The organism is Bacteroides caecigallinarum, from assembly GCF_016901995.1.
In the GTDB taxonomy this organism is placed as follows: domain Bacteria; phylum Bacteroidota; class Bacteroidia; order Bacteroidales; family Bacteroidaceae; genus Phocaeicola; species Phocaeicola cellulolyticus.
In genome coordinates, this window is sequence record NZ_JACJLE010000009.1 from 41774 (window position 1) to 67531 (window position 25758).

Genomic DNA, 25758 nt, shown 5'->3' on the forward strand with positions numbered 1-25758 from the left:
ACAAAGCAAAAAAAGCTTTCAGACTTTTAATTCCGAATTGAAGCCTATCTTACGCAAATATAAAAAATGACGAGCCACCCTCTTAAAGAGAAAGACTCGTCATCTATACTAAATTATTTCTTTTTAGTTCTTGAAACTATGTATAGGAGCAGGAATACGTCCTCCTCTATTTACGAAAGCATCGCAGCTGAAACGGTTGATAGGCATAACCGGAGCATAACCCAAAAGACCTCCGAACTCTACAGTTTCGCCCACAGTCTTTCCTACAACAGGAATTACACGGACAGCTGTTGTCTTCTGGTTTATCATTCCTATGGCTGCCTCATCGGCTATCATACCTGCAATAGATGTAGCCGGTGTATCACCCGGAATTGCTATCATGTCAAGTCCCACAGAGCATACACATGTCATGGCTTCCAGTTTTTCTATTGTAAGGGCTCCTGCCACTACAGCATCAATCATTCCCTGGTCTTCGCTTACAGGGATAAACGCGCCGCTAAGACCTCCTACGTATGATGATGCCATCACACCGCCTTTCTTAACCTGATCGTTAAGCAAAGCCAAGGCTGCTGTAGTTCCCGGTGCACCAGGATACTCAAGACCTATCTCCTGAAGAATTTCAGCCACACTGTCGCCCACAGCAGGTGTTGGTGCCAGCGAAAGGTCGATAATACCGAAAGGAATACCAAGACGATGAGACGCCTCCTGTGCCACAAGCTGACCTACACGCGTAATCTTAAATGCTGTACGCTTTATTGTCTCGCAAAGAACTTCGAAACTTGCTCCACGTATCTGCTCGAGTGCATATTTCACTACTCCCGGACCACTTACTCCCACGTTTATAACAGCATCGTCTTCAGATACTCCGTGGAATGCACCTGCCATGAACGGATTATCATCAGGAGCATTGCAGAGAACTACCAGCTTAGCGCAACCCAGAGAGTCACGGTCTTTAGTCATCTCTGCAGTTTCCTTGATAATATCACCCATAAGACGCACAGCATCCATATTAAGACCAGTCTTTGTAGAACCCACATTGACAGAACTGCATATTCTATCTGTACATGCCAGTGCCTTAGGAATGGAACGGATGAACAGTTCGTCGCTATGGCTCATACCCTTAGATACGATGGCAGAATAACCTCCAATAAAGTTCACTCCCAATTCGGCTGCCACACGGTCAAGTGTCTGTGCAATCTTTACATAATCATCGGAAGTCTTACACGCAGAACCGCCTACAAGTGCTATCGGCGTGATGGAAATACGTTTGTTTACGATAGGAATACCAAATTCCTTTGATATTTCTTCGCCCGTACTTACCAGCTTTCCAGCAAGACGGGTTATCTTATTGTATATATTCTGACAAAGGACATCAAGATTACCATCAGCACAATCAAGAAGGTTGATACCCATAGTGATGGTACGGACATCAAGATTTTCCTTTTCTATCATTTTATTGGTTTCAATAACCTCGGATATATTTATCATGAGTTTCTGTTTTTTTAATCTAAAAACTAATAACTGACAACTCCTTAAATACGATGCATCTTATCGAAGATTTCTTCTCTCTGACACTTAATCTGCACACCCATTGTTTCTCCCAAAGCAGACATTTCAGTAACAATCTGCTCAAAAGGTTTTTCTATGGCTGACATATCAACAATCATCATCATGTTGAAATATTCCTGAACGATAGTTTGCGAGATGTCAAGTATGTTTACTTTGTTATCTGCAAGATATGTACACACTTTGGCAATGATACCTATAGTATCCTTTCCTACTACGGTGATAATTGATTTATTCATCTTTAATTGATTTTTAATAACTAATTTGTCGGCAAAGATAGTTAATTGATTTCAAAATGAAAGAGTTTCAATTCGAAATATCGCAAAAATCTACAGTCCTTTACTTTTTGCCTCATTCCACAATTCATCCATCTCATTGAGACTCATTTCATTGAGGTTTCTTCCTGCCTTGATAGTATGTTCCTCCAGATAGTTAAATCGGCGGATAAATTTCTGGTTCGTATGTTCCAGAGCATTGTCAGGATTTATCTTATACAGTCTTGCCGCATTAATCAGACTGAACATCACATCACCAAACTCTGCCTCGGCTTTTTCTTTATCCATATTGCCTACTTCCGACTCAAACTCGGTTATTTCTTCTTTTACCTTTTTCCATACATCTTCCCTGTCCTCCCAGTCGAAACCAACATTATGTGCCTTATCCTGTATTCGGTACGCCTTTATCAATGAAGGAAGGGCAGCAGGTACTCCACTCAATACAGATTTGTTTCCGTCTTTTTCCTTCAGTTTTATCTGTTCCCAGTTTTCTGAAACTTTCTCGGCTGTATCTGCTTTAACTTCTCCAAACACATGCGGATGACGGAATATAAGTTTGTCGCACAGTTTGTCGCACACATCTTTTATATCGAAATCACCTGTCTCACTACCAATCTTTGCATAGAACACGACATGAAGCAGTACATCGCCCAGTTCCTTACAAATGTTCTTCTTATCATTCTGAATCAGAGCGTCGCAAAGTTCATAAACTTCCTCTATGGTGTTGGGACGAAGACTTTCATTTGTCTGCTTTCTGTCCCACGGACATTTTTCGCGTAATTCATCCAGCACATCAAGCAAACGGCCGAACGATTTCATCTGTTCTTCTCTTGTACTCATTATTATATATTGTATTGTTATTTGTTTTCTTTACCAAGACTGCTACGTACGAAACGCATGAACAACTGTGCAGCCTCAATCTCCTGACCTTGTGCCGACACAAAGCAGAAATGACGTGTAAACTGAAGCCCAGAAACATCAATCACCCGGAACATTCCTTCGCCCAACTCCTTCACCAAAGCGGCAATTGAGATTATTCCCATGCAATCGCTGCATGCCAGAAATGACTTGATACTCTCGGTACTTCCCAAATGCATTCTCACATTGAGTGACGAAAGTTTCAGACCTTCCTCTGCAAGGACTGTTTCTATAGCATCGAGTGTTCCAGAACCTCTTTCCCTCAGAACAAGTGGGATCTTGCAGAACTCATCAAGGGTTATTTCCTCTACATCGGCTGGAAATGCTGACGAACGTACTACCGGAACGAGCTCATCACAAAGGAAAGCCTCATACTTCAGATTTGGAGTGCGGAACACTCCTTCCACCATACCAAGGTCTATAGTATGTTCCGACACGGCGTTCTCCACATTACGTGAATTGGTATCGATTAGCGACACTTTTATCTGCGGATATTTCTCAGTAAACTTTGCAAGTATCGGAGGAAGGATATATTGGGCTATTGTTGTACTTGCTCCAAGACGTAGTTCTCCCGCATATTCGTTATTAAGCAAATGCATGTCGTATTCCATCTTGCGATACTCCGTAAGGATACGCTCGCAATGTTCCATCATAACTTTTCCTGCTTCGGTCAGAGTTATCTTGTTGTTCATACGGTCGAACAGACGCACGTGGTACATGCTTTCCAGTTCGTGTACATGCTTTGTCACTGCCGGCTGACTGACAAACAGTTCCTGTGAGGCTTTTGTAAAGCTTAGGTTTTTGGCAACACTGTAAAATACTTTAAGACGGAAATCTGACATGACTATTTTATTTTTTAATGCCGTTTAAATATCTATATGCATTCTGCTGCCGACCATCGTGAGCAGAGGTGCCGACCATCGTCGGCAGTGGTGCTGACCATCGTCGGTACCAAGAGCTGTCTAGAAATCACAGCTCTTCCGCTTTTATTCCTAATGACTGAAGGACTGCAAAGCCTAGCATCTCAAAAGAATATACAGCCTCATCCTTTGGAGGGTTCATTCCGAAAAGCGTTATACTGTCTTTTCCTTTTATCTTGTTGAGTGTGGAATGAGTTTTCTGCTGATATGCGTCTTCATCGGCAACAGCTACAACACGTTTCACATCCTTGGATTCGCCTGCCAGCATAAGAGCCTCATTGAACAATTCCTCGCACGTTGCCATATCTGACGGCTGGAAAGAGTATATGGAAAATTCGCCAAGCTGACTCTTGAAGGCTACATTATTGAGTTCCTTATCCAAATCGGATGGGGTACAGAACGACATGCGTGGTTCTGCCGAATCATATATAAAAATTACTTGAACGGCATTATCCCCTAATACAACTCCTGCATCAAGCGCCAGACATTCAAGCAATGCAGCCAGATCTGCCTTCGGTAATTCTCTATTTAATATAGGTGAAAAATGTTCGGCCATATCGCGGCCTACTCTATCAAGATATGATGCATCTATAAGCATCACGTTTGGTGCAAATTCTATTTTCTTTTCCATAAAAATTCAATTACCGTGTAAAGATACTAAAAACTTTACAGACAAACTGTCCTATAAAAGGACAAAATTGCAGTCTTAGGCTCTAAGTTTCTGACATTTAGACATATAATTATTAAAAAACAGTTTTGGCAAGAAGTTTGGAGTATTATAAGCGTGATTAAAAACGAAAGGTAAAAACAAGGATAACAACAAGGTATTGGAACAATAGGTAAAAAGATTCTTGGATAACAATAAAGTATAAAATAAGAAAGGAGAATATATATGAATTTCAACAACTTTACAATCAAATCGCAAGAGGCTGTTCAGGAGGCTGTGAACTTGACACAAAGCCGAGGACAGCAGGCCATAGAGCCGGAACATATACTTGCGGGCGTATTGAAGGTGGGCGAAAACGTAACCAACTTCATATTCCAGAAGCTTGGAATAAACGGCCAGCAGGTAGCTACAGTTCTTGACCGTCAGATTGCATCTTTGCCTAAGGTTTCAGGCGGTGAGGCTTATCTGAGCCGCGATACGAACAATGTATTGCAGAAGGCAGTTGAGTACTCAAAAGAGCTTGGCGACGAGTTCGTTTCACTTGAAGCTATACTTCTGGCTTTGCTCAATGTTAAGAGTACAGTGGCAACTATTCTGAAAGATGCCGGAATGACCGACAAGGAATTGCGTGCCGCAATCAGCGAATTAAGACAAGGACAGAAGGTTACTTCACAGTCAAGTGAAGACACATATCAGTCACTTTCAAAGTATGCAATAAACTTGATTGAGGCTGCACGAACAGGTAAGCTGGACCCGGTAATCGGTCGTGACGAGGAAATCAGACGTGTACTTCAGATTTTGAGCCGCCGTACAAAGAACAACCCTATCCTGATAGGTGAACCGGGTACAGGTAAGACAGCCATCGTGGAAGGTCTGGCACAGCGTATCCTGCGTGGTGACGTGCCTGAAAACCTGAAGAACAAACAGTTGTTCTCACTCGATATGGGTGCGCTGGTTGCAGGTGCCAAATACAAAGGTGAGTTTGAAGAAAGACTTAAATCTGTAATCAACGAGGTAACAAAATCAGACGGTAACATAATATTGTTCATCGATGAAATACATACCCTGGTGGGTGCAGGTAAAGGCGAAGGCGCGATGGATGCCGCAAACATCCTTAAACCGGCATTGGCTCGTGGCGAACTTAGAAGTATCGGTGCTACCACACTTGACGAATATCAGAAGTATTTCGAAAAGGATAAGGCCCTTGAACGTCGTTTCCAGACTGTAATGGTTGACGAACCTGATACTCAGAGTTCTATTTCAATCCTTCGTGGTCTGAAGGAAAGATACGAAAACCATCATCAGGTACGTATCAAAGACGAGGCAATCATAGCAGCAGTTGAATTGAGTAACAGGTATATCACAGAACGTTTCTTGCCGGATAAAGCTATCGACCTTATGGATGAGGCAGCAGCAAAACTGCGTATGGAACGTGACTCTTTGCCTGAGGAACTTGACGAGATTGAACGCCGATTGAAACAGCTTGAAATCGAGCGTGAGGCTATCAAACGTGAAAAGGATGAAGCCAAACTTGCACAGCTTAACAAGGAGATTGCCGAACTGAAAGAACAGGAGACTTCTTACAAGGCTAAATGGCAAAGTGAGAAAGAACTTGTAAATAAAATTCAGCAGAACAAAAAGGAAATAGAACAACTCAAGTTCGAAGCCGACAAGGCTGAACGTGAGGGTGACTATGGACGTGTAGCTGAAATACGTTACGGCAAGTTACAGGCTTTGGAAGCTGAAATCAAGAATATTCAGGAAGACCTGAAACACAAGCAGGGCGACAGCGCCATGATTAAGGAAGAGGTTACCGCAGAAGACATTGCTGATGTGGTATCACGCTGGACCGGAATACCGGTAAGCAAGATGCTGCAAAGCGAACGCGAAAAACTTCTTCATCTGGAAGACGAGTTGCACAAGCGTGTCATAGGTCAGGACGAGGCTATCCAGGCTGTATCCGATGCTGTAAGACGTAGCCGTGCTGGATTGCAGGATCCTAAACGTCCGATAGGCTCATTCATCTTCCTAGGTACAACCGGTGTAGGTAAGACTGAGTTGGCCAAGGCACTGGCAGAATATCTGTTCGATGACGAATCACTGATGACGCGTATAGATATGAGTGAGTATCAGGAGAAACACTCTGTGTCAAGACTTATCGGAGCGCCTCCGGGATACGTCGGTTACGATGAAGGCGGACAGTTGACTGAGGCAGTAAGACGTAAACCTTACTCTGTAGTATTGTTCGACGAAATCGAGAAAGCTCATCCTGACGTGTTCAACATCCTGCTTCAGGTATTGGACGATGGTCGTCTGACAGACAACAAGGGACGTACGGTGAACTTCAAGAATACTATCATCATCATGACTTCAAACTTGGGAAGCTCATACATACAAAGCCAGTTTGAAAAAATCACTCCGATGAATCATGATACGATAGTAGAGGAAACCAAGAACGAAGTGATGAATATGCTGAAAAAGACTATCCGTCCTGAGTTCCTGAACCGTATAGACGAAACTATCATGTTCTTGCCACTGAACAAGAATGAGATAGAACAGATTGTACGTCTGCAGATAAACGGCATTAGAAAGATGCTTGAAGAGAACGGTGTACAGCTCCAGATGACTGACCAGGCTGTCGATTTCATAGCTACAGCAGGTTACGACCCTGAATTCGGTGCACGTCCTGTGAAACGTGCAATACAGCGTTATCTGCTCAACGACTTGTCAAAGAAACTTCTTTCACAGGAAGTTGACCGCACAAAACCAATCATAGTGGAACGTGGTGGAGACGGATTGAGTTTCCGCAACTGACAATAACAGAAAAAGAGGCCCTCGGGTCTCTTTTTTTATTTCAATTCAACTGATTTATATCTGTCGCCTGTAGCCTTAACTACTTCCTTCAAGAATTCTTCAGGATATCCAGGACGTTCCAATGGAGCGCAGTTTCCAGTTTCAGGAGCAACCATCTTTCCGTTCTTTACCAGTTTTCTCGCACCGTCGTTATAACGCACAATAAGGAACTCTGCAAGTTTCTTCCAGCGGTCAACTGTTGTACGGGCAGTCATGTCAGTATAGTTTGTAAGGAAATCCTTTGCCTTTTCAGGACTTTCCTGATACAACTTCAATGCCGAAGATTCTATTCCTGATTGAGCAGACTCGAAAGTATCTTCCAATTCTTTCTGTACGGCACGCATATCGTCTATCATCAGGCTGTAACGAGGACGGATCATGTCTGCCACCCAGTTGTAAATCCAGAAAGCTGAATCCCATGAGAATGTAACGCAATCGCCGTTTCCTTCAGCGTATGGAACAGGAATTCTGTCTGTACAGCAGTAAACCGGAGTAAATACAGTCATGTTTGCATCATCAAGTCCGAACCACAACACACCGCCTACAGGGTCAGGCAGGTTTGCACGCATCTGTGCCACGAAAGAGAATGCACTCTGTTGTGTAGAGATAGGGCGTTCGTTGAAGTATTCCACTCCGTCAACCTTGAATGTAAGAGGAGAAAGACGGTAAGGAGTTTCGAAAGGACCTGCACCCAAATCCTTAGTGATATCAAGCGGTGTACCTTCGTAATGGTCGCGCATTGCTCTTTGGACATCGCGTACAGAAAGTTTTGAATCGGCCTTTATATAAAGTGGCATTGGCTCTTTGCTCTCGCCAAGGATATATGGAAGATAAGCATCGCCTGTTGTCTTGCTGAACATATTGTAGAAACTCCATACACGCGCCTCGCAGAAACGAAGACCGCTGAAATCAAGTGGACAATATGCATCGGCAAAACTGAAATCAGAGTTCTTGCCAGTGAAATAGCCTTTTTCACGGGCGAACGAGATTACGTCCGGAGAATAAAGGCAGTTATCCTTGTCATTAAGATTGAATTTGTGGATACGACTCTGATTAGCATGAGCAGCGATACAGTCGTCAGGAATACGGACTGCCACCCAAACAGCACCTTTTATACCGGGACCCTTACCAATCATTTCCATTATCCATGCCTCATTAGGATCGGCAATAGAGAATGATTCACCGCTACTGTAATAGCCGTATTCCTTAACAAGATCTGTCATAACCTTGATGGCTTCCTTGGCTGTACGCGAACGCTGGAGAGCTACATATATCAGGCTTCCGTAGTCCATGATACCTGTTGTATCGACCAGTTCAGGACGACCACCGAATGTGGTTTCGCCGATAGTAACCTGATATTCGTTCATATTACCCACTACATTATATGTCTGCTTTGCTTCCTTGATCTGTCCGAGATATTTGCCTGTATCCCAGTCGTGAATATCACGCATGGCACCATCAGGATGTGTAGCTGCAGGATAGTGATAAAGCCATCCGAACATGCCGTATGAGTCGGCAGAATAAGACACTATTACAGAACCGTCGGCAGACGCTTTCTTACCGACAATAAAGTTGGTACAAGCCCAACCATTTACTACAAAGGCTGTAAGTAAAACCACAGCCATCAACAATCTGTTTGTCATAAGCGTTTGTGATTGAATAGTTATTTAGAAATTTAATTGTTTACTTGTTTCGTTTCCGCAATTGTCGGTCACCACGACTTCCAGTTTGTGAGGAACTCCCCTCTTTACTTTTTCCTTATCCTGAATTACAAGAATACCTTTATTCAGACCGAAGAGAACGAACTTTCCGTCGATATATACTTTGTAAGTTTTTATACCGGTAGCCCAATCATAAATCTTGAAGCGTATATTCAAGGTAGAACGCCATTTCGCCTTATCAATAGGAACTACTTTAGGAGGAACTGTATCGATAGCTACGGAATATTTTCCAAAGTTACGCACCTTTGCCCTCATCCAGCCATTGTCGTATTCGCCTCCTACATAATATAATCTTTTACCTTCAGTCTGTCTGATATAATATTTATCTGGAGATACAGTGTTCAATTTCCTCACTCCTATAGCCAAAGGACAATGACCGTGAAGTGGAGTATTCCCGGCATCAATATCATATTCAAGCGATACGGCTGCTGTATCTTCGGATGTAATGCCTACATTTACCTCCGTATCATCGTAAAGCATTCCTTTGGGTATAATGAATTCCATACCGGGACGCTGGATAATAGCCGTATGAGAAAACTGCAATAGTTCCTCTCCTTTCATACGGTATTCCGGAATATCCTGTTTTTTTCCTCTCACGGTAAAACGATATTTACTCTTGTTTCCGAAATTATCTTCGAGGACATAGACAAACTTATAATCCCTTTCGCTGTCTATATTCACAATACCCCTATCCTCGCCTACATGATGCAGACGCAGTTTGTTTCCGGGCGACTTGTACGAACGCATCATCAATCTGCGTGAACGCACAAGTTCGTCATAATCGGTAAAGGTATTAATCATTCTGTTTTCATCAGGAAGGACTCTGTCAGTCTTACTGTTGAACACTTCTACAGAATCCACATACAGAGTTACGGAATGTACTCCATAGAAATTGGACGTACCGTCCATATAATCTTTGGCACTGATGGCAACATATATCTGTCCCCAAGCTGTGACAGGAGACTTTATTGATGCTGCCGGATAAATCTTTTTATTGGTCGAGCCTTCCACTACTCCTTTACCTCTTACAGGATAAAGTCCGATAAAGTTTGCCTTAGGTGCCTTGGTATCCTTTATCTTGCTGCTGAAATAAGGCATAGGGTCAAGATATTCATCTGTACCGGTTTTTCTTATTTCAAGATGAAGATGAGGACCGGCAGATGAACCTTCATTACCGCTCAATGCTATGATGTCGCCCTTCTTGAACTTGAAACGTCCAGGTTCGGGATAGAGATAGCAGACGAAAGTCTCGTTGGCATACTGATATTCCCTTACGTATTTCTCTACTTCGGGAGCAAACGAAATGACATGACCATAGACGGATGTATGTCCGTCTGGGTGAGTGATATATATAGCCTGTCCGTATCCTCCATGCTGGACAGCCACACGCGACACATATCCGTCGGCAATACATCTTACAGGATGCCCTACAGTTCCTTTTGTCTTGAAATCAAGGCCGTTATGAAAATGGTTTGGTCTCAGTTCGCCGAAATTGGCGCTGAGTAATAGCGGAAAATCCAATGGCGCACAATACTTTATAGTATCACCGGCATATGAAGCCGAGGCAACACAACAAAGCATTGCAAAAAAAGTTTTTCTTAAATCAATCATCGACATTCTTATCAACCTTTCTTACTATAAGAATACTTGCTTCGTACAATACAAATATAGGTACTGAAACAAGCAACAATGTAAATATATCAGATGTAGGAGTAATCACAGCCGCCACTATAAGTGCCACAACATATGCATGCTTTCTGTATTTCTGCATGAATGAAGAATGCAAAACCCCTATTTTGGCAAGGAACCAACAAACGACAGGTATCTCGAAAACTATTCCCATTAACAGGCTCAGAAGCATCAGCGTGTCGATATACGATGAAAGCATTATTGTGTTCTGAACATCAAGGCTCACCTGATATGATGCCAAGAAACGGAATGTAAGCGGGAATATGATAAAATAGTTTACCAATACACCGATAATAAACAGCAGATATCCGCTCGTTACTACACGAACTGAATATTTGCGTTCATTCTCATATAAAGCTGGCGATATAAAATGAAACAATTTATAAATAATGTATGGTGAAGCTACTATCAGACCTGCATATATGGACACCATGGCGTGCATCATAAACTGACCAGCCAACTGGGTATTGATGAGCGTGGAGCTGAATTCACCAGGACATAACCCCGGCATACCAAGCAACTCGGACAAACGGCAAAGAAACCTATAAAAAATGAAATCGGATTCCTTAGGTGCCAGTACAACAGCAAAAAGCTGATCCTTGAAACAAAATCCAAGAATTGTAAATAGCGCTACAACAACAACTATACGAAACAGGACACTTCGCAATTCGTCCAAGTGATCCCAAAATGTCATTACTTTCTCGTCCTGTTCCACTTTTACTGCTCTTTCTTATCCTTGTTTTCTTTATCGGACATCTCGATATCGTCCTCTATACCTTTCACTCCATCCTTGAAACTCTTTACTCCTTTACCCAATCCTTTCATCAGTTCAGGTATCTTCTTTCCACCAAACAAAAGCAAAAAAATAAGTCCGATAAGCAGGACTTCCTGCATCCCTATCCCCAATAGTAATAATGTTGTCATATGTTTTTATGAATTTAAATTTTTGAAATCGATTTTAAAAGCCAATATCCTCCGAAAATCTGAAGAAGCATTCCCGGAACACCTATTCTGAAATCCTGAAGAGCTGCATCAAGACTGCCACTTATAGCCCATTCTGCCATCCCGCCTACTATCTGATAAAACAGTACGACACCTATCAGTGAGAATATAGAAAGCTTTCCGGTACGGCCAGCCAAAAATCCTGCAGCTACAGCAAGCAATACAGACTTACATATTATTGCCGGAAGCAAAGCCGGTACTGGCATTCCGAAGAAAAACGAATTTACTAAAGGAGAAAGGATTGCAACAAGCAGACCAAGCTTCATTCCATATTTATATGCCCCAACCAGAGTAAAAAAATAAATAGGCAACATAATAGGACCACCCAGATGAACCAGATGACACAACTGAGGCAGAAGAATATTTCCAATTATGAAGAGCACAGAAAACAGATATGTCCTACTCTGCCTGTAGGATAAAGAAACAAAGTTAAATGCTGTATTCATATCAAATATAAATGTTTTCATTATTAATAGTTGCAAAGTTATTACTTTCATACAATTATCAATCATATAATGAATGAAATAATTTCCGCTGAAAAGGAAAAACTTATAAATATTTGGAAAATATGCAATTTCATCATACCTTTGCATCGCAAAACAAAATAAACAGACTACCAATGAACAAACTTCTGACATACATACAGCCTCACACTCCGCTCCGAATTTATCTTACGTTCGGACATCGCAGTGCGTCCGTTCATTGGTTCAGCGGATTCGAATAAGCATAACTTCTACATATCATTTTTCTTTATTAAGAGGTACATTATATATGTATCCCAAGGCAATCATATTCTCTTATTTTTAATATAGTACGGTTATGTTTACAATCATAGGAACAATGTTCACAGGAATTATTTTGGGTTATATTTTCAGAAACCTGGATTTTCTGAAAAAAACAGAAAAGACTATCTCTTATACTATCATATTGCTTTTGTTCATAATGGGGCTGTCCGTAGGATCGAACGACAGGATAATAGAAAACCTGGGAAGTTTCGGATGGCAGGCGGCAATAATAGCGTTCTCGGCTACTTGCGGCAGCATCATCGCGGCATGGCTGGTACTGACACTGTTTTTCAAGAAAGGAGAAAGCCATGAAGGGTAGCATGATTGTTCTTCTGTTTTTTATGGCAGGTTGCATATTGGGAGTACTTGACATAATACCTCTCGACTTGCAGAAGAGCAATCTGTCAATGTATATACTGTATGCACTTATGCTGCAGGTGGGACTGAGTATAGGTTCGAGCAAGGATCTGAAGTCTATAGTAAAGGATATACGTCCCAAATATCTGCTCATACCTCTTGCCACTATTATCGGCACACTGCTGTTTTCGGCATTTGCCAGTCTGCTTCTTTCGCAATGGAGCATTTTCGACTGTCTGGCTGTGGGTAGCGGATTTGCCTATTATTCACTGTCTTCAATACTGATTACACAGTTCAAGGAAGCATCACTCGGTATTCAACTTGCCACAGAGTTGGGAACAATAGCCCTTCTTTCGAATATCTTCCGCGAGATGATGGCTCTGCTGGGGACACCGCTGCTGGTGAAATATTTCGGCAAACTGGCACCTATATCAGCTGCCGGAGTAAACTCTATGGATGTAGTACTACCTATTATAACAAGGTATTCAGGAAAAGACATGATTCCCGTAGCAATTTTCCACGGGATATTGATAGACCTTACGGTACCGTTTTTCGTATCATTTTTTTGCCGGCTTTAGTCACAAGCCGGCATTTTTTATACCTGTTTGTACATAACAATCAAAAGGATTCATTAAATTTGCAGAAAAATATACAAAACTAAAGGATATTGAATTTGACTGAATGATAGAAAAACATATTGTACTTGAAGATATCGATCCGGTTATCTTCTATGGCGTGAACAACGTCAACATGCAAATGATTAAAGCTCTGTTTCCCAAACTGAGGATAGTGGCTAGAGGAAATGTCATAAAGATAATGGGAGACGAGGAGGAAATGTGTGCCTTCGAAGAAGCTGTGACAGCACTGGAAAAACACTGCTCGATATACAATTCGCTCAACGAGGAGGTTATTCTGGACATAGTAAAAGGCAAAAACACAAAAATAGAAAAGAACAGCGAGGCAATCGTGTTCAGTGTCACCGGAAAACCTATCATTCCGAGAAGTCCCAATCAGCTGAAACTGGTAAAGGATTTCGAAAAAAACGATATGATATTCGCCATAGGACCGGCCGGTTCGGGCAAAACTTATACCGCAATAGCTCTGGCTGTGAGAGCTCTCAAAAACAAGGAAATCAAAAAAATCATATTAAGCCGTCCGGCTGTAGAAGCAGGAGAGAAACTGGGATTCCTGCCGGGAGATATGAAGGACAAGATTGACCCGTATCTGCAACCGCTGTACGATGCTCTGCAAGACATGATTCCTGCCGCCAAACTGAAGGAATACATGGAGCTGAACATCATTCAGATTGCTCCTCTTGCATTTATGCGCGGACGTACGCTGAATGATGCTGTAGTGATCCTTGACGAGGCTCAGAACACTACCACTCAGCAGATAAAGATGTTCCTCACCCGTATGGGTATGAACACCAAGATGATTATCACAGGCGATATGACGCAGATTGACCTTCCTTCGTCGCAGACATCAGGCTTGGTACAGGCAATGAAAATCCTGAAAGGAGTGAAAGGCATCAGTTTCATAGAGCTTAACAAAAAGGATATCGTAAGACACAAACTGGTGACAAGAATTGTGGAGGCTTACGAGAAATTCGAGGAGAAAGTAAAATCCGAGAAAGCGGAGAAAGCGAAAGCAGAAAAAGAAGAAAAGGACAAAGCTGAAAAAACAGAAAAGAAAGCTGCGTCAAAACAATAATGGAAACAACATATTTACTTCCTAAAATATATAGAAAAGATGAGTAAAGCATTAACAAAAACAGACTTCAACTTTCCTGGTCAGAAGAGTGTTTACCACGGAAAAGTTCGCGATGTTTATAACATCAACGGTGAAAAATTAGTCATGGTTGCAACAGACCGTATCTCGGCATTCGACGTTGTTTTGCCAGAAGGTATTCCTTACAAAGGCCAGATGTTGAACCAGATTGCAGCCAAATTCCTTGATGCTACAACTGACATCTGTCCAAACTGGAAACTCGCTACTCCGGACCCAATGGTTACTGTAGGTGTAATGTGCGAAGGTTTCCCTGTAGAAATGATTGTTCGCGGTTACTTGTGCGGTAGCGCATGGCGTGCCTACAAGAGCGGTGTTCGCGAAATCTGCGGTGTGAAACTTCCTGAAGGTATGCGCGAGAACCAGAAATTCCCTACACCTATCATCACTCCTACTACTAAGGCTGAAATGGGTATGCACGATGAGGATATCTCTAAAGAAGAAATCCTCGCTAAAGGTCTTGCAACTCCTGAAGAATATGCTACACTGGAGAAATATACTCTGGCTTTGTTCGAACGCGGTACAAAGATGGCTGCTGAACGCGGTCTTATCCTCGTTGACACTAAATACGAATTCGGTAAGCACAACGGTCAGATTTATCTGATGGACGAAATCCACACTCCAGACTCAAGCCGTTACTTCTACTCAGAAGGTTACGAAGAACGTTTCGAAAAAGGCGAACCTCAGAAACAGCTTTCTAAGGAATTCGTACGCGAATGGCTGATGGCTAACGGTTTCCAGGGTAAGGAAGGACAGACTGTTCCTGAAATGACTCCGGAAATAGTAAACTCAATCAGCGAACGTTATATCGAACTTTACGAACACATCACTGGTGAAACATTCGTAAAGGCTGATACAGCTGAACTTGCATCACGCATCGAAAAGAACGTTACTGAATACTTGAAATAATTATGACAGGGCGGGATTCTTCCCGCCCATCATATATTCTATCCACAAATCCTACACTAACTCACAACATGTCAAACTATCCTCAAGAAAACATCAAACCTTATAATCAAGACGAAAGCAAAGCCGCACAGGTAGAAAAAATGTTCGACAACATCGCTCCTACTTACGATAATCTGAACCACGTACTTTCGCTTGGCATTGACAAAAGCTGGCGACGCAAAGCCATCAACATGCTCAAGCCATACCGACCGATGCACATGATGGACGTGGCTACAGGAACTGGCGATTTTGCTATACAGGCATGCCGTGTACTTCAGCCTGAAGAACTTATAGGTACAGATATCTCGGAGGGTATGATGAATGTAGGACGTGAAAAAGTAAGACAGTCGGGGCTGGACAAACAGATATCCTTCGCCAAGGAAGACTGTACTTCTCTCACATTTCCCGACAACAGATTCGATGCCATAACAGTGGCATTCGGAGTACGTAACTTCGAGAACCTGGACAAAGGGCTGGCAGAGATGCACCGCGTATTGACCACAGGCGGACATTTGGTCATTCTGGAACTGTCCGAACCGGAAACATTCCCGATGAAACAGCTTTATGCCATCTACTCGAAAGTCGTAATTCCAACAATCGGAAAGTTACTATCGAAAGACAACAGTGCATACACATACCTGCCGCAATCCATCAAGGCTTTCCCGCAAGGAGAAGTTATGCAACAAATTCTTTACAAGGCAGGATTCAGCAAAGTGACATTCAAAAGACTTACATTTGGTATTTGCACTCTTTACTTTGCAACAAAATAACTTAAAATTTTTACTACAATGAAGAAATTTGGTTTAATCGGCTACCCTTTGGGACATTCATTCTCTAAAAATTTTTTCAATGAAAAATTTCATTCAGAAAATATTGATGCCGAGTACGTTAATTTTGAAATACCATCCATAGAGGAATTCAATAAAGTTATAAAATCCAACCCTACCCTCTGCGGACTGAATGTGACTATACCATACAAGGAACAGGTTATCGGATACCTGGATGAACTGGATGCCGACGCTGCTGCAATAGGAGCAGTAAACGTAATAAAAATAGAAAAGAACAAGGGCAAACTGAAACTTATAGGCTACAACTCTGACGTAATGGGATTCACCCAGTCTATCGAATCTCTATTGGAGCCTCACCACAAGAAAGCCCTTATTCTGGGAACAGGTGGAGCATCAAAAGCCATCAACTACGGATTGCACAAACTGGGACTGGAAACAAAATTCGTTTCAAGAGCCAAAAGAAATGAAAATACTATTACTTACGACGACATAACTCCGGAGATTATGAACGAATACAAGGTAATAGTAAATTGTACACCTACAGGTATGTACCCAAAAGCAGACGAATGCCCTAAAATACCATACGAATATCTCACTCCTGAACATTTACTCTATGATTTGCTGTACAATCCTGATACAACACTATTTATGAAAAACGGTGGAGAGAAAGGTGCAGTAGTAAAAAACGGTCTTGAGATGCTTCTGCTTCAGGCTTTTGGAGCTTGGGAAATTTGGAACAAATAAAACAGACATGAAACATAAGAAATTAATTATCAGCCTCACAGTTATTGTAGTAATAATAGTTGGCGGACTGATAGGTGGAAGTCTTTACATGATAGACTACTCACTTCGTCCTGAAAACAGAGGTAAGGATCTGGCCGGATCTGAAGCGTACATGCGCGAGACCTATCCTCAAATAAATGGATGGTTGGACAGCCTTCAGGGAAACCAACTGCTAAAAGATACATTTATAACTGCCAAGGATGGAATCAAACTGCATGCTTATTATGCATATGCATCACACCCGACCAAAAAGACAGCGGTAATTGTACATGGCTATACCGATAGCGCCATAAGAATGTTCCACATCGGATATATGTACAATCAGTCTTTGGATTACAACATTATAGTTCCTGACCTGAGATATACCGGACTGAGCGGAGGCGATGCCATACAGATGGGATGGCTGGACCGTCTTGACGTAAAGGAATGGATAAACCTGACTCCGGGTATTTTCGGCGACTCTATACAGGCTGTTGTGCACGGAATATCAATGGGGGCAGCAACCACTATGATGACTTCGGGTGAAGTCTTGCCTGAATATATAAGATGTTTTGTAGAGGACTGCGGTTATACCAGCGTTTGGGAACAGTTCAAAAAGGAACTTAAAGAACAGTTCAATCTGCCGGCATTCCCACTGCTATACACTGCCAGCTGGATTTGCGAAATTCAGAACGGATGGAATTTCCATGAAGCTTCAGCTATAGAACAAGTAAAGAAATGCGACAAACCGATGTTTTTCATACATGGCGACAAGGATGATTTCGTTCCTACATATATGGTGAACGAAGTATATGCCGCGAAATCAGAGCCGAAAGAAATATGGCTCGTGCCAGAAACGGACCATGCCACATCGTATAAAAACTATCCTGAAGAATATACAAAGAGGATAAAAGCGTTTACTGACAAGTATATTGACTAATAAAATCATTAGAAACCCTTATATAAAAAGCGTCACACGTACGTGTAACGACCGGAACACGTTCGTGTGACGATAGTGACACGTACGTGTAACGACCGGAACACGTTCGTGTGACGATAGTGACACGTACGTGTAACGCGTGTAACACGAACGTGTCACGATGATTTCATCATTGTACTCTATCAAATCAGCCTACAAGTTCCTCACATTCCTTGAGCCACATTGCCGCACTGGCATCACTAGGCATACGCCAATCGCCTCTAGGGCTGAGTGATACGGAACCTACCTTAGGCCCGTCAGGAAGACATGAGCGCTTGAACTGCTGATTAAAGAAACGGCGGCAGAAATTAGTAAGCCATTTCTTTATAGTAGTACTGTCGTATGTTCCTCTGAAAGCAATCTCTGCAAGATAGAAAATCTTTGCAGGACGCATACCGAATCTGAGGAAATAATACAGGAAGAAGTCATGGAGCTCATACGGACCAACCAAGTCTTCAGTCTTCTGCTTGATATTTCCGTTTTCGTCGGCAGGAATAAGTTCCGGACTGATAGGAGTATCTATAATGTCAAGCAGAGTGTTACGGGAAATTACATCTACACCGGTCTGAGCCACCCAGTTTACAAGATAGCGTACCAACGTCTTAGGAATGCTGGCATTCACACCGTACATAGACATATGGTCACCATTATAAGTTGCCCAACCAAGAGCAAGTTCAGACAAGTCACCGGTACCAATCACCAGACCGCCAATCTTGTTGGCATAATCCATAAGGATTTGTGTACGTTCGCGTGCCTGGCCGTTTTCGTATGTAACATCGTGAACAGACATATCGTGCTCAATATCCTTGAAGTGCTGTATGCAGGCGTCCTTGATGCTTATTTCTTTGGTAGTGACCTGAAGAGAACTCATCAGAGTAAGGGCATTGTTGTATGTACGGTCTGTTGTTCCGAATCCCGGCATTGTGATACCTACTATACCCTTGCGCGGCAACCCCAGCTTGTCGAAAGTCTTTACACACACAAGAAGAGCCAATGTAGAATCCAGTCCACCGGATATTCCCACTACCACAGTCTTGCAGTTTGTGTGTACAAGTCGTTTTGCGAGCCCTGCCACCTGAATTGAAAATATCTCTTCACATCTTTCGTCAAGAAGCTTTCCGCCTGCAGGTATGAACGGATGAGGATCTATATATCTTGTAAGCGACAAATCACGGCTGTTTACAAGCTCAGACTGAATACGCTGTACTTCTCCTGAAGCGTATGTCCTGACACTGGCAGCAAATGTGGTATTTACAAGACGTTCTCCACGCAGACGTTCCACATCTATTTCACTGACAACCAACTGCTCGTTGAATGAAAAACGTTCAGCCTCCGCAAGCAGGGTTCCATTCTCATAAATAAGTGCATTACCGGCAAACACCACGTCTGTTGTAGATTCTCCAAAACCGCTTGAAGCAAAAACATATCCAGCCAGACAGCGTGCAGACTGCTGTGCCAGCAACGAACGCAGATATTGATGTTTTGCGATGTTCTCAGTATCAGCAGACATATTGAATATTATCTCTGCTCCTTTTAATACCAGTTCGGAACTTGGAGGAACCGGAGCCCATACGTCCTCGCATATTTCTATTCCAAAACATGTATCCGACGTATCGAAAAGCAGATTCTTGCCAAACGGCACAACCTGTCCGCATAATCTTATTGAAGATACTCCAGTATATGTAAGTGATGATGCGAACCATCTCTGCTCATAGAATTCCTTATAATTTGGAAGATAAGTTTTAGGCACTACTCCAAGAATCTTTCCTTTCTGAAAGACTACAGCACAATTTGCCAAAGTTGAGTTAACCACTACCGGCATGCCTACTATAGATATAATATCCAGTTGGCGTGTATTATTCATAACCTGCATCAAAGCCATTTCAGCCTGTTCTATCAACAGTTTATGCGAAAAGAGATCGCCACATGAATATCCCGTTAAATTCAATTCAGGGAAAATCACTATCTGCACACCTTTACCGTCAGCCACCATAATCTGTGCTTCTGTCTGTTGCGCATTGAATTTACAGTCGGCCACCTTTACCGCCGGTATAGCAGCCGCCACTTTTACAAAACCAAATTTCATATAATTTGTTATATATAATGTATAGTCTGTGCAAAAATACAAATTATTCCTTTGCACAGCGGTTAAGTTAAAAGTAAAAAAAACAAAAAAGTAAGTTTGGAACTTGTAGTTTAGAAAAAAGTTTGTATCTTTGCCATCGAAATAAAATTGTAATAATTACATAATTGAAAGAGAGTATGAACGTTTACGAATATTTGCTTAATTACAACATCAAGCCATCCGTACAACGCATCGCAATTATGGACTATCTCCTAAAGCATCATACTCATCCGTGTATTGATGAGATTTATATGGCTTTGCATGATGATATTCCTACCCTTTCAAAAACAACAGTATATAACACTTTGAAGTTGTTTGTTGAACATGGAGCCGCAAAGATGCTTACGATAGACGAGCGTAATGCTTGTTTCGATGGCGATACATCGGCCCATGCACACTTCCAGTGCAAATGCTGCGGTAGGATTTTCGATATGCCAATGCATATAAACGAAAACGAAATGAACGAAATGACAGAAAAAGGTTTTAGCGTGGAAGAAGTTCACAGCTATTACAAAGGTGTCTGTCCTGAATGTAGAAATAACAACTCCGACAAAAACTAAAGTCGGACTGAAAATATTAATTTAACAACTAACTAACTTATTACTATTATGAAGAAATTTATCTGTACAGTATGTGGTTATATCCACGAAGGTGATTCAGCTCCTGAAAAGTGTCCATTGTGTAAAGCTCCAGCTTCTAAATTCAAAGAAATGGAAGAAACAGAAGGTGGTCTTCAGTTTGCAGACGAACACGTTATCGGTGTAGCTAAAGGTTGCGACGAAGAAATGATTAAAGACCTTAACAACCACTTCATGGGCGAATGTACAGAAGTAGGTATGTACTTGGCTATGAGCCGTCAGGCTGACCGCGAAGGCTATCCAGAAGTAGCTGAAGCTTTCAAACGTTACGCTTGGGAAGAGGCTGAACACGCTGCTAAGTTTGCTGAACTTCTTGGCGACTGCGTATGGGATACTAAGACTAACCTTGAAAAGCGTATGAACGCTGAAAGCGGTGCTTGCGCTGACAAGAAACGTATCGCTACTCGTGCTAAAGCTCTTAACCTTGACGCTATCCACGATACAGTTCACGAAATGGCTAAGGACGAAGCTCGTCACGGAAAAGGTTTCGAAGGTTTGTACAACAGATACTTCAAGAAATAATTTACTATTACAGAATAGGTTTATGCCAGGCATATCGGAAGGTATGCCTGGTATTTTTTTATCATCACATCAAAAAAAAGGAATAATTCAGAATTATGCCATCAGTACTTTCCAGCTCTGATCTTCATCTTCTATCAGAACAGATTTATTCTCAATCCAGTCGCCGGAATTAAGATAGCGGATATTTCCAAGATGAGTATCTTCAGGGTGATGTATATGTCCGCATATAATGCCGTCGTAATTATTTTTCACGGCAAAGTCTGTTATCTGTTTCTCAAAATTAGTAAAGTTTGAGACAAGTTTTTTTGTCCATCGCTTAATTACCTGAGCGAAAGAGAACGGCTGTTTATGGCGAAAAGCCCTGTATTTGTTATAGAATTCATTCAAGAAAAGAAGAAACTCGTAGCATGAAGCTCCAACTTTTGAGAGCCATGTGGCTTTACGGTTTACGGTATCGAAACAATCACCATGCGTAACAAGGAACTTCTTGCCTCCACTTGAGAGAGTAAAGTCTCTGAATACTTTTATACCTACTATCACCTTACCTACATACCTCTGCATGAAGTCATCGTGATTGCCGTATGTATAAATAACATCAGACGTGCTATTCTTCATCATCTCCGATATGGTACGGAACAGACGCATAAGGTCACTTCTCCAAGCGCACTTTGGATGCTTGTGTATGTACCACCCGTCAATAATATCACCGTTCAGAATCAACCGTTCGCACGATACCGAACGAAGAAACTGAATAAGTTCATTTACCTTGGCATGAGGCATTCCCAAATGAAGGTCTGATAATATTATTGTCTTATAATGTTTTTTCAACTGCATTGCCGTTTCTTTATAGTGATACAAACTTACAAAAAAATACTTATATAGTAAGTTTATAACAAGAAAAAAAACGAACCCACAACGGTATAAATCATACGTCATGGGTTCGTTTTACTATTCAGTAAATATATTAGTCAAGTTTCAATACTGCAAGGAATGCCTTCTGCGGCACTTCCACAGTACCAATCTGCTTCATACGTTTCTTACCCTTCTTCTGTTTTTCAAGAAGTTTACGCTTACGGCTCACGTCACCACCATAACACTTGGCAGTTACGTCCTTACGTACAGCCTTGATAGTTTCGCGGGCAATGATCTTCGCACCGATTGCAGCCTGAATTGCGATTTCAAACTGCTGGCGTGGGATAAGTTCTTTCAGTTTCTCACACATGCGTCTTCCAAGGTCGTATGCATTGTCGAAATGGGTAAGAGTAGAAAGCGCATCCACAGACTCACCGTTCAAAAGAATATCAAGTTTGACTAGTTTTGAAGGACGGAAGCCAGACTGGTGATAATCAAATGAAGCATATCCCTTGGAGATACTCTTCAGCTTATCATAGAAGTCAATCACGATTTCACCAAGCGGCATCTTGTAATGCAATTCCACACGGTTACCAGATATATAATCCTGACGAACCAACTCACCACGCTTGCCAAGACACAAGGTCATGATTGGACCGATATAATCGGTAGTAGTAATTATGGAAGCATCGATAAACGGCTCCTCAATATGGTCAATCAATGTTGGGTCAGGCATACCGCCAGGGTTGTGCACTTCCTGTACTCCACCCTGTTTGTCGTAAATCATATACGATACGTTAGGCACAGTAGTAATGACGTTCATATCGAACTCGCGGTCCAGACGCTCCTGAACGATTTCCATGTGAAGCAATCCTAAGAATCCGCAACGGAAACCGAATCCCAAAGCCAATGATGATTCAGGCTGGAATGTCAACGAAGCGTCGTTAAGCTGCAGCTTTTCCAATGATGCTCTAAGGTTTTCGTAATCTTCGGCCTCGATAGGATAAACACCGGCGAAGACCATAGGCTTGACTTCCTCAAAACCATCGATAGCCTTATCACACGGATTTGCTATATGAGTAATAGTATCTCCTACCTTTACTTCTCTGGATGTCTTGATACCGGAAATGATATATCCAACGTCGCCTGTACGAAGTTCCTTGCGAGGTACCATATCCATCTTCAGTACACCAATCTCATCGGCATCATATTCCTTTCCTGTATTAAAGAATTTTACCTTATCACCTGTACGCAATACTCCATTCTCAATCTTGAAATAAGCAATAATTCCACGGAAAGAATTGAACACAGAGTCAAAGATAAGAGCTTGAAGAGGAGCATCTTCGTCACCTACCGGATGAGGAATGCGTTCTACTACAGCCTTAAGTATTTCCTCAACACCCATACCTGTTTTACCAGACGCACGGATAATCTCTTCACGCTTGCATCCTAAAAGATCGATAATCTCATCTTCCACTTCCTCAGGCATAGCGCTAGCCATATCACACTTGTTCAGAACCGGAATAATCTCCAGGTCATGTTCTAGTGCCATATAAAGATTTGAGATTGTCTGAGCCTGTACTCCCTGCGAAGCATCTACTATAAGCAGAGCTCCTTCGCATGCAGCAATTGAGCGTGAAACCTCGTATGAGAAGTCCACGTGTCCCGGAGTGTCAATAAGATTAAGAATGTATTTTTCACCGTTGTAGGTATATTCCATCTGGATGGCATGGCTCTTGATTGTTATACCACGTTCACGTTCCAGATCCATGTCGTCAAGCATCTGTCCTTCAGTAACCTTGATTGTCTGTGTGTATTCCAGCAATCGGTCAGCCAAAGTAGATTTTCCATGGTCGATATGTGCGATGATACAGAAATTGCGTATATTCTTCATTCGTTTTTAATGCGTAAAATTAATTTTGAGTGCAAAGATAGCAAAAAATCACCTATTTTCAATGTATGGGAAAAGACATTTAAACACTAAACAGCTGATATTTCTCTAATTTATCAGTAATTGTTTCTATCATCATAGCAATGAAAAATCAGAATGAAGAATAACAATTCTATCAGAGTAATGAATATTTTTAGTTAATTTGCAGAACAAACAATAATGTAGTTAATTATGGAACCATCAACTCAACTTAACGCACACAACAAACAGGAATTTCCTCCTATGCACACCTGCGAACACATAATCAACAGAACAATGATAAACCTCTTCGGATGCGGAAGAGCTGTTTCGGCACATATAGAAAGGAAGAAAAGCAAACTGGACTATGCCCTACCACAGCCTCTGAACGATGAAGATATTACAAGAATAGAAGATACCGTAAACAGTGTTATAGCACAACATCTTGATGTGACAACAGAATTCATAACACAAAAAGAAGCTGCAGACAGATTTGACTTGAAACGCTTGCCGGAAAATGCCTCAGACACTGTGAGAATAGTAAAAGTAGGAGACTACGATGAATGCCTCTGCATAGGACTTCATGTCAATAACACATCAGAAATAGGAACATTCAAGATTATCAGCCACGACTATAACGATGGCATTTTAAGAATAAGATTCAAACTTATTTAAGTGATATGGCAAAAAAGAAAAAAGCGAAAAGCGGTATCAAGTGGAAACCGTTGCTGTTAATTATACTTATCGGATTATGCGCAGGTGGATACTATGTTTATTCAGAAAATAAAAACATAAATCTACCGGAACTTCCTGACAATAAAGAAATACAGAAAACATTAAAAAAAACTGTTCAGGAAGCCGACAAGATTAAGGATGAAATAGTAGCGCAGGCAGAAAACCTGAAACCGGTAATTGAAAAGATAAGATCAGGAAACAAGGAAGAGACAACCCCATCTGCCGAAGCCCCAAAACTTAATCTGGAAATACCAGTTTATACATATCCTGGAAGATATGAAAAGGAAATCATCATAAACAGAACAGGATATACACTATCATACAACCAGTATTATAAGAACCCTAATTGGGTGGCATGGGAATTGACCAGAGAAGAGACCAAAGGAGAAGCCGACAGATACGACAAGTTCATGCCCGATCCGGATCTACCAGAACCAAGGGTAGTACATAAAGATTATACCAAAAGCGGATACGACAGAGGGCACATGGCTCCTGCTGCGGATATGAAATGGAGCAAACAGGCTATGATAGAATCGTTCTATATGAGCAATATATGCCCTCAAGTAGGCAATCTGAACCGTGGTGACTGGAACGATCTAGAGGAACTTTGCAGAAACTGGGCAGATAAATACGGAAGGATATACATTGCATGCGGACCTATCTTCGATTCAAAATCACCAAAGAGAATTGGTGTACATAAGGTTGCCGTACCTGACAGATTCTTCAAGGTTATACTTATATATAATAGAAAGAATCCTATAGCTATGGGATTTATTTTCAAAAACACCGCCCATTCACAAGATATAGAGAAATACATGGTGACTGTGGATAGTGTGGAAAATGTTACTGGGATGGATTTCTTCTCAAAACTGCCGGACGATGTAGAAAATAAAATAGAGAGTACAGTTCCTGAGTTACCTAAAAAGAAATAACCATATCGTATATTGTAATAAAATATGCTA

General features: G+C 41.7%; 25 protein-coding genes. 12 read left to right on the forward strand and 13 right to left on the reverse strand.

Going from position 1 to position 25758, the window contains the following annotated elements:
- Positions 1–123: 123 nt before the first annotated feature.
- From H6A61_RS03680 to H6A61_RS03700, 5 genes are all read right to left on the reverse strand, one after another.
- Positions 124–1488 (reverse strand): PFL family protein, encoded by a 1365-nt coding sequence (locus H6A61_RS03680; RefSeq protein ID WP_154043000.1) that lies wholly within the window; start codon positions 1486–1488, stop codon positions 124–126.
- A gap of 44 nt (positions 1489–1532) precedes the next feature.
- Positions 1533–1805 (reverse strand): ACT domain-containing protein, encoded by a 273-nt coding sequence (locus tag H6A61_RS03685; protein ID WP_154043001.1) that lies wholly within the window; start codon positions 1803–1805, stop codon positions 1533–1535.
- Positions 1806–1895: 90 nt separating this feature from the next.
- The gene (gene mazG, locus H6A61_RS03690; protein WP_204391148.1) at positions 1896–2684 is read right to left on the reverse strand and encodes a nucleoside triphosphate pyrophosphohydrolase; all 789 of its coding nucleotides are present in this window, start codon (positions 2682–2684) and stop codon (positions 1896–1898) included.
- Positions 2685–2698: 14 nt separating this feature from the next.
- Positions 2699–3601, reverse strand: coding sequence for a LysR substrate-binding domain-containing protein (locus H6A61_RS03695; RefSeq protein WP_204391085.1), 903 nt, complete (start codon positions 3599–3601; stop codon positions 2699–2701).
- Positions 3602–3728: 127 nt separating this feature from the next.
- Positions 3729–4310, reverse strand: coding sequence for a DUF6621 family protein (locus tag H6A61_RS03700; RefSeq protein WP_204391087.1), 582 nt, complete (start codon positions 4308–4310; stop codon positions 3729–3731).
- 261 nt (positions 4311–4571) lie between these two features.
- Here H6A61_RS03700 and clpB point away from each other — a divergent pair, with 261 nt between their 5' ends.
- Complete coding sequence (gene clpB / locus H6A61_RS03705) at positions 4572–7160, forward strand: ATP-dependent chaperone ClpB (protein WP_204391099.1); 2589 nt, start codon at positions 4572–4574, stop codon at positions 7158–7160.
- Positions 7161–7195: 35 nt separating this feature from the next.
- Here clpB and H6A61_RS03710 read toward each other — a convergent pair whose 3' ends face one another.
- The 5 genes from H6A61_RS03710 to H6A61_RS03730 are packed head-to-tail and all read right to left on the reverse strand — an operon-like array spanning position 7196 to position 12057.
- The gene (locus H6A61_RS03710) at positions 7196–8842 is read right to left on the reverse strand and encodes a C69 family dipeptidase (protein WP_204391100.1); all 1647 of its coding nucleotides are present in this window, start codon (positions 8840–8842) and stop codon (positions 7196–7198) included.
- Positions 8843–8866: 24 nt separating this feature from the next.
- Positions 8867–10501: a M23 family metallopeptidase gene (locus H6A61_RS03715; RefSeq protein WP_239469097.1), complete on the reverse strand. Its 1635-nt coding sequence runs from the start codon at positions 10499–10501 to the stop codon at positions 8867–8869.
- Between the two features lie 22 nt (positions 10502–10523).
- Complete coding sequence (tatC, locus tag H6A61_RS03720) at positions 10524–11324, reverse strand: twin-arginine translocase subunit TatC (RefSeq protein ID WP_235340414.1); 801 nt, start codon at positions 11322–11324, stop codon at positions 10524–10526.
- 2 nt (positions 11325–11326) lie between these two features.
- Positions 11327–11533, reverse strand: coding sequence for a Sec-independent protein translocase subunit TatA/TatB (locus tag H6A61_RS03725; RefSeq protein ID WP_154043008.1), 207 nt, complete (start codon positions 11531–11533; stop codon positions 11327–11329).
- Positions 11534–11547: 14 nt separating this feature from the next.
- Positions 11548–12057 carry an ECF transporter S component gene (locus H6A61_RS03730; protein ID WP_204391101.1) on the reverse strand — a complete coding sequence of 170 codons (510 nt, stop codon included), beginning with the start codon at positions 12055–12057 and terminating at the stop codon, positions 11548–11550.
- Between the two features lie 373 nt (positions 12058–12430).
- Between H6A61_RS03730 and H6A61_RS03735 the strand changes: the two genes are divergently transcribed.
- The 7 genes from H6A61_RS03735 to H6A61_RS03765 all read left to right on the forward strand — a co-directional run bounded on the left by H6A61_RS03735 (position 12431) and on the right by H6A61_RS03765 (position 17976).
- Positions 12431–12715: a LysO family transporter gene (locus H6A61_RS03735; protein ID WP_154043010.1), complete on the forward strand. Its 285-nt coding sequence runs from the start codon at positions 12431–12433 to the stop codon at positions 12713–12715.
- The gene (locus tag H6A61_RS03740) at positions 12705–13331 is read left to right on the forward strand and encodes a lysine exporter LysO family protein (RefSeq protein WP_154043011.1); all 627 of its coding nucleotides are present in this window, start codon (positions 12705–12707) and stop codon (positions 13329–13331) included. Before H6A61_RS03735 ends, H6A61_RS03740 begins: the two co-directional genes overlap by 11 nt.
- Positions 13332–13434: 103 nt before the next feature.
- Positions 13435–14463, forward strand: coding sequence for a PhoH family protein (locus tag H6A61_RS03745; protein WP_204391102.1), 1029 nt, complete (start codon positions 13435–13437; stop codon positions 14461–14463).
- 39 nt (positions 14464–14502) lie between these two features.
- On the forward strand, positions 14503–15447 hold the full coding sequence (locus H6A61_RS03750; protein ID WP_204391103.1) for a phosphoribosylaminoimidazolesuccinocarboxamide synthase: 945 nt from the start codon (positions 14503–14505) through the stop codon (positions 15445–15447).
- Between the two features lie 68 nt (positions 15448–15515).
- On the forward strand, positions 15516–16256 hold the full coding sequence (gene ubiE / locus H6A61_RS03755) for a bifunctional demethylmenaquinone methyltransferase/2-methoxy-6-polyprenyl-1,4-benzoquinol methylase UbiE (protein ID WP_204391159.1): 741 nt from the start codon (positions 15516–15518) through the stop codon (positions 16254–16256).
- Between the two features lie 18 nt (positions 16257–16274).
- Positions 16275–17018, forward strand: a complete 744-nt coding sequence (locus H6A61_RS03760; protein WP_154043014.1) for a shikimate dehydrogenase family protein — start codon at positions 16275–16277, stop codon at positions 17016–17018.
- A gap of 7 nt (positions 17019–17025) precedes the next feature.
- Entirely contained in the window at positions 17026–17976 is a 951-nt protein-coding gene (locus H6A61_RS03765; RefSeq protein WP_204391104.1) for an alpha/beta hydrolase, read from the forward strand.
- Positions 17977–18163: 187 nt separating this feature from the next.
- On the opposite strand, the gene H6A61_RS03770 is transcribed toward H6A61_RS03765, so the two are convergent.
- Positions 18164–20101 carry an NAD(+) synthase gene (locus H6A61_RS03770; protein WP_204391112.1) on the reverse strand — a complete coding sequence of 646 codons (1938 nt, stop codon included), beginning with the start codon at positions 20099–20101 and terminating at the stop codon, positions 18164–18166.
- A gap of 176 nt (positions 20102–20277) precedes the next feature.
- Here H6A61_RS03770 and H6A61_RS03775 point away from each other — a divergent pair, with 176 nt between their 5' ends.
- Together H6A61_RS03775 and H6A61_RS03780 are read left to right on the forward strand one after the other, a co-directional pair.
- Positions 20278–20700, forward strand: a complete 423-nt coding sequence (locus tag H6A61_RS03775) for a Fur family transcriptional regulator (RefSeq protein WP_204391114.1) — start codon at positions 20278–20280, stop codon at positions 20698–20700.
- Positions 20701–20748: 48 nt separating this feature from the next.
- Complete coding sequence (locus H6A61_RS03780; RefSeq protein WP_154043018.1) at positions 20749–21300, forward strand: NADH peroxidase; 552 nt, start codon at positions 20749–20751, stop codon at positions 21298–21300.
- Between the two features lie 93 nt (positions 21301–21393).
- Here H6A61_RS03780 and H6A61_RS03785 read toward each other — a convergent pair whose 3' ends face one another.
- Positions 21394–22134, reverse strand: a complete 741-nt coding sequence (locus tag H6A61_RS03785) for a UDP-2,3-diacylglucosamine diphosphatase (protein WP_204391116.1) — start codon at positions 22132–22134, stop codon at positions 21394–21396.
- 130 nt (positions 22135–22264) lie between these two features.
- Positions 22265–24046 carry a translation elongation factor 4 gene (gene lepA, locus H6A61_RS03790; RefSeq protein WP_204391120.1) on the reverse strand — a complete coding sequence of 594 codons (1782 nt, stop codon included), beginning with the start codon at positions 24044–24046 and terminating at the stop codon, positions 22265–22267.
- A 228-nt stretch (positions 24047–24274) separates the two neighbouring features.
- Here lepA and H6A61_RS03795 point away from each other — a divergent pair, with 228 nt between their 5' ends.
- Both H6A61_RS03795 and H6A61_RS03800 read left to right on the forward strand, forming a co-directional pair.
- Positions 24275–24736: a hypothetical protein gene (locus H6A61_RS03795; RefSeq protein WP_204391122.1), complete on the forward strand. Its 462-nt coding sequence runs from the start codon at positions 24275–24277 to the stop codon at positions 24734–24736.
- A 5-nt stretch (positions 24737–24741) separates the two neighbouring features.
- Entirely contained in the window at positions 24742–25728 is a 987-nt protein-coding gene (locus H6A61_RS03800; RefSeq protein ID WP_204391124.1) for a DNA/RNA non-specific endonuclease, read from the forward strand.
- Positions 25729–25758: the final 30 nt, after the last annotated feature.

Coding starts and splice junctions, on each gene's coding strand:
- H6A61_RS03680 (WP_154043000.1), bottom strand. CDS start 1,488: ATGATAAATATATCCGAGGTTATTGAAACCAATAAAATGATAGAAAAG.
- H6A61_RS03685 (WP_154043001.1), bottom strand. CDS start 1,805: ATGAATAAATCAATTATCACCGTAGTAGGAAAGGATACTATAGGTATC.
- H6A61_RS03695 (WP_204391085.1), bottom strand. CDS start 3,601: ATGTCAGATTTCCGTCTTAAAGTATTTTACAGTGTTGCCAAAAACCTA.
- H6A61_RS03700 (WP_204391087.1), bottom strand. CDS start 4,310: ATGGAAAAGAAAATAGAATTTGCACCAAACGTGATGCTTATAGATGCA.
- clpB (WP_204391099.1), top strand. CDS start 4,572: ATGAATTTCAACAACTTTACAATCAAATCGCAAGAGGCTGTTCAGGAG.
- H6A61_RS03710 (WP_204391100.1), bottom strand. CDS start 8,842: ATGACAAACAGATTGTTGATGGCTGTGGTTTTACTTACAGCCTTTGTA.
- H6A61_RS03715 (WP_239469097.1), bottom strand. CDS start 10,501: ATGCTTTGTTGTGTTGCCTCGGCTTCATATGCCGGTGATACTATAAAG.
- H6A61_RS03725 (WP_154043008.1), bottom strand. CDS start 11,533: ATGACAACATTATTACTATTGGGGATAGGGATGCAGGAAGTCCTGCTT.
- H6A61_RS03730 (WP_204391101.1), bottom strand. CDS start 12,057: ATGAATACAGCATTTAACTTTGTTTCTTTATCCTACAGGCAGAGTAGG.
- H6A61_RS03735 (WP_154043010.1), top strand. CDS start 12,431: ATGTTTACAATCATAGGAACAATGTTCACAGGAATTATTTTGGGTTAT.
- H6A61_RS03740 (WP_154043011.1), top strand. CDS start 12,705: ATGAAGGGTAGCATGATTGTTCTTCTGTTTTTTATGGCAGGTTGCATA.
- H6A61_RS03745 (WP_204391102.1), top strand. CDS start 13,435: ATGATAGAAAAACATATTGTACTTGAAGATATCGATCCGGTTATCTTC.
- H6A61_RS03750 (WP_204391103.1), top strand. CDS start 14,503: ATGAGTAAAGCATTAACAAAAACAGACTTCAACTTTCCTGGTCAGAAG.
- ubiE (WP_204391159.1), top strand. CDS start 15,516: ATGTCAAACTATCCTCAAGAAAACATCAAACCTTATAATCAAGACGAA.
- H6A61_RS03760 (WP_154043014.1), top strand. CDS start 16,275: ATGAAGAAATTTGGTTTAATCGGCTACCCTTTGGGACATTCATTCTCT.
- H6A61_RS03765 (WP_204391104.1), top strand. CDS start 17,026: ATGAAACATAAGAAATTAATTATCAGCCTCACAGTTATTGTAGTAATA.
- H6A61_RS03770 (WP_204391112.1), bottom strand. CDS start 20,101: ATGAAATTTGGTTTTGTAAAAGTGGCGGCTGCTATACCGGCGGTAAAG.
- H6A61_RS03775 (WP_204391114.1), top strand. CDS start 20,278: ATGAACGTTTACGAATATTTGCTTAATTACAACATCAAGCCATCCGTA.
- H6A61_RS03780 (WP_154043018.1), top strand. CDS start 20,749: ATGAAGAAATTTATCTGTACAGTATGTGGTTATATCCACGAAGGTGAT.
- H6A61_RS03785 (WP_204391116.1), bottom strand. CDS start 22,134: ATGCAGTTGAAAAAACATTATAAGACAATAATATTATCAGACCTTCAT.
- lepA (WP_204391120.1), bottom strand. CDS start 24,046: ATGAAGAATATACGCAATTTCTGTATCATCGCACATATCGACCATGGA.
- H6A61_RS03795 (WP_204391122.1), top strand. CDS start 24,275: ATGGAACCATCAACTCAACTTAACGCACACAACAAACAGGAATTTCCT.
- H6A61_RS03800 (WP_204391124.1), top strand. CDS start 24,742: ATGGCAAAAAAGAAAAAAGCGAAAAGCGGTATCAAGTGGAAACCGTTG.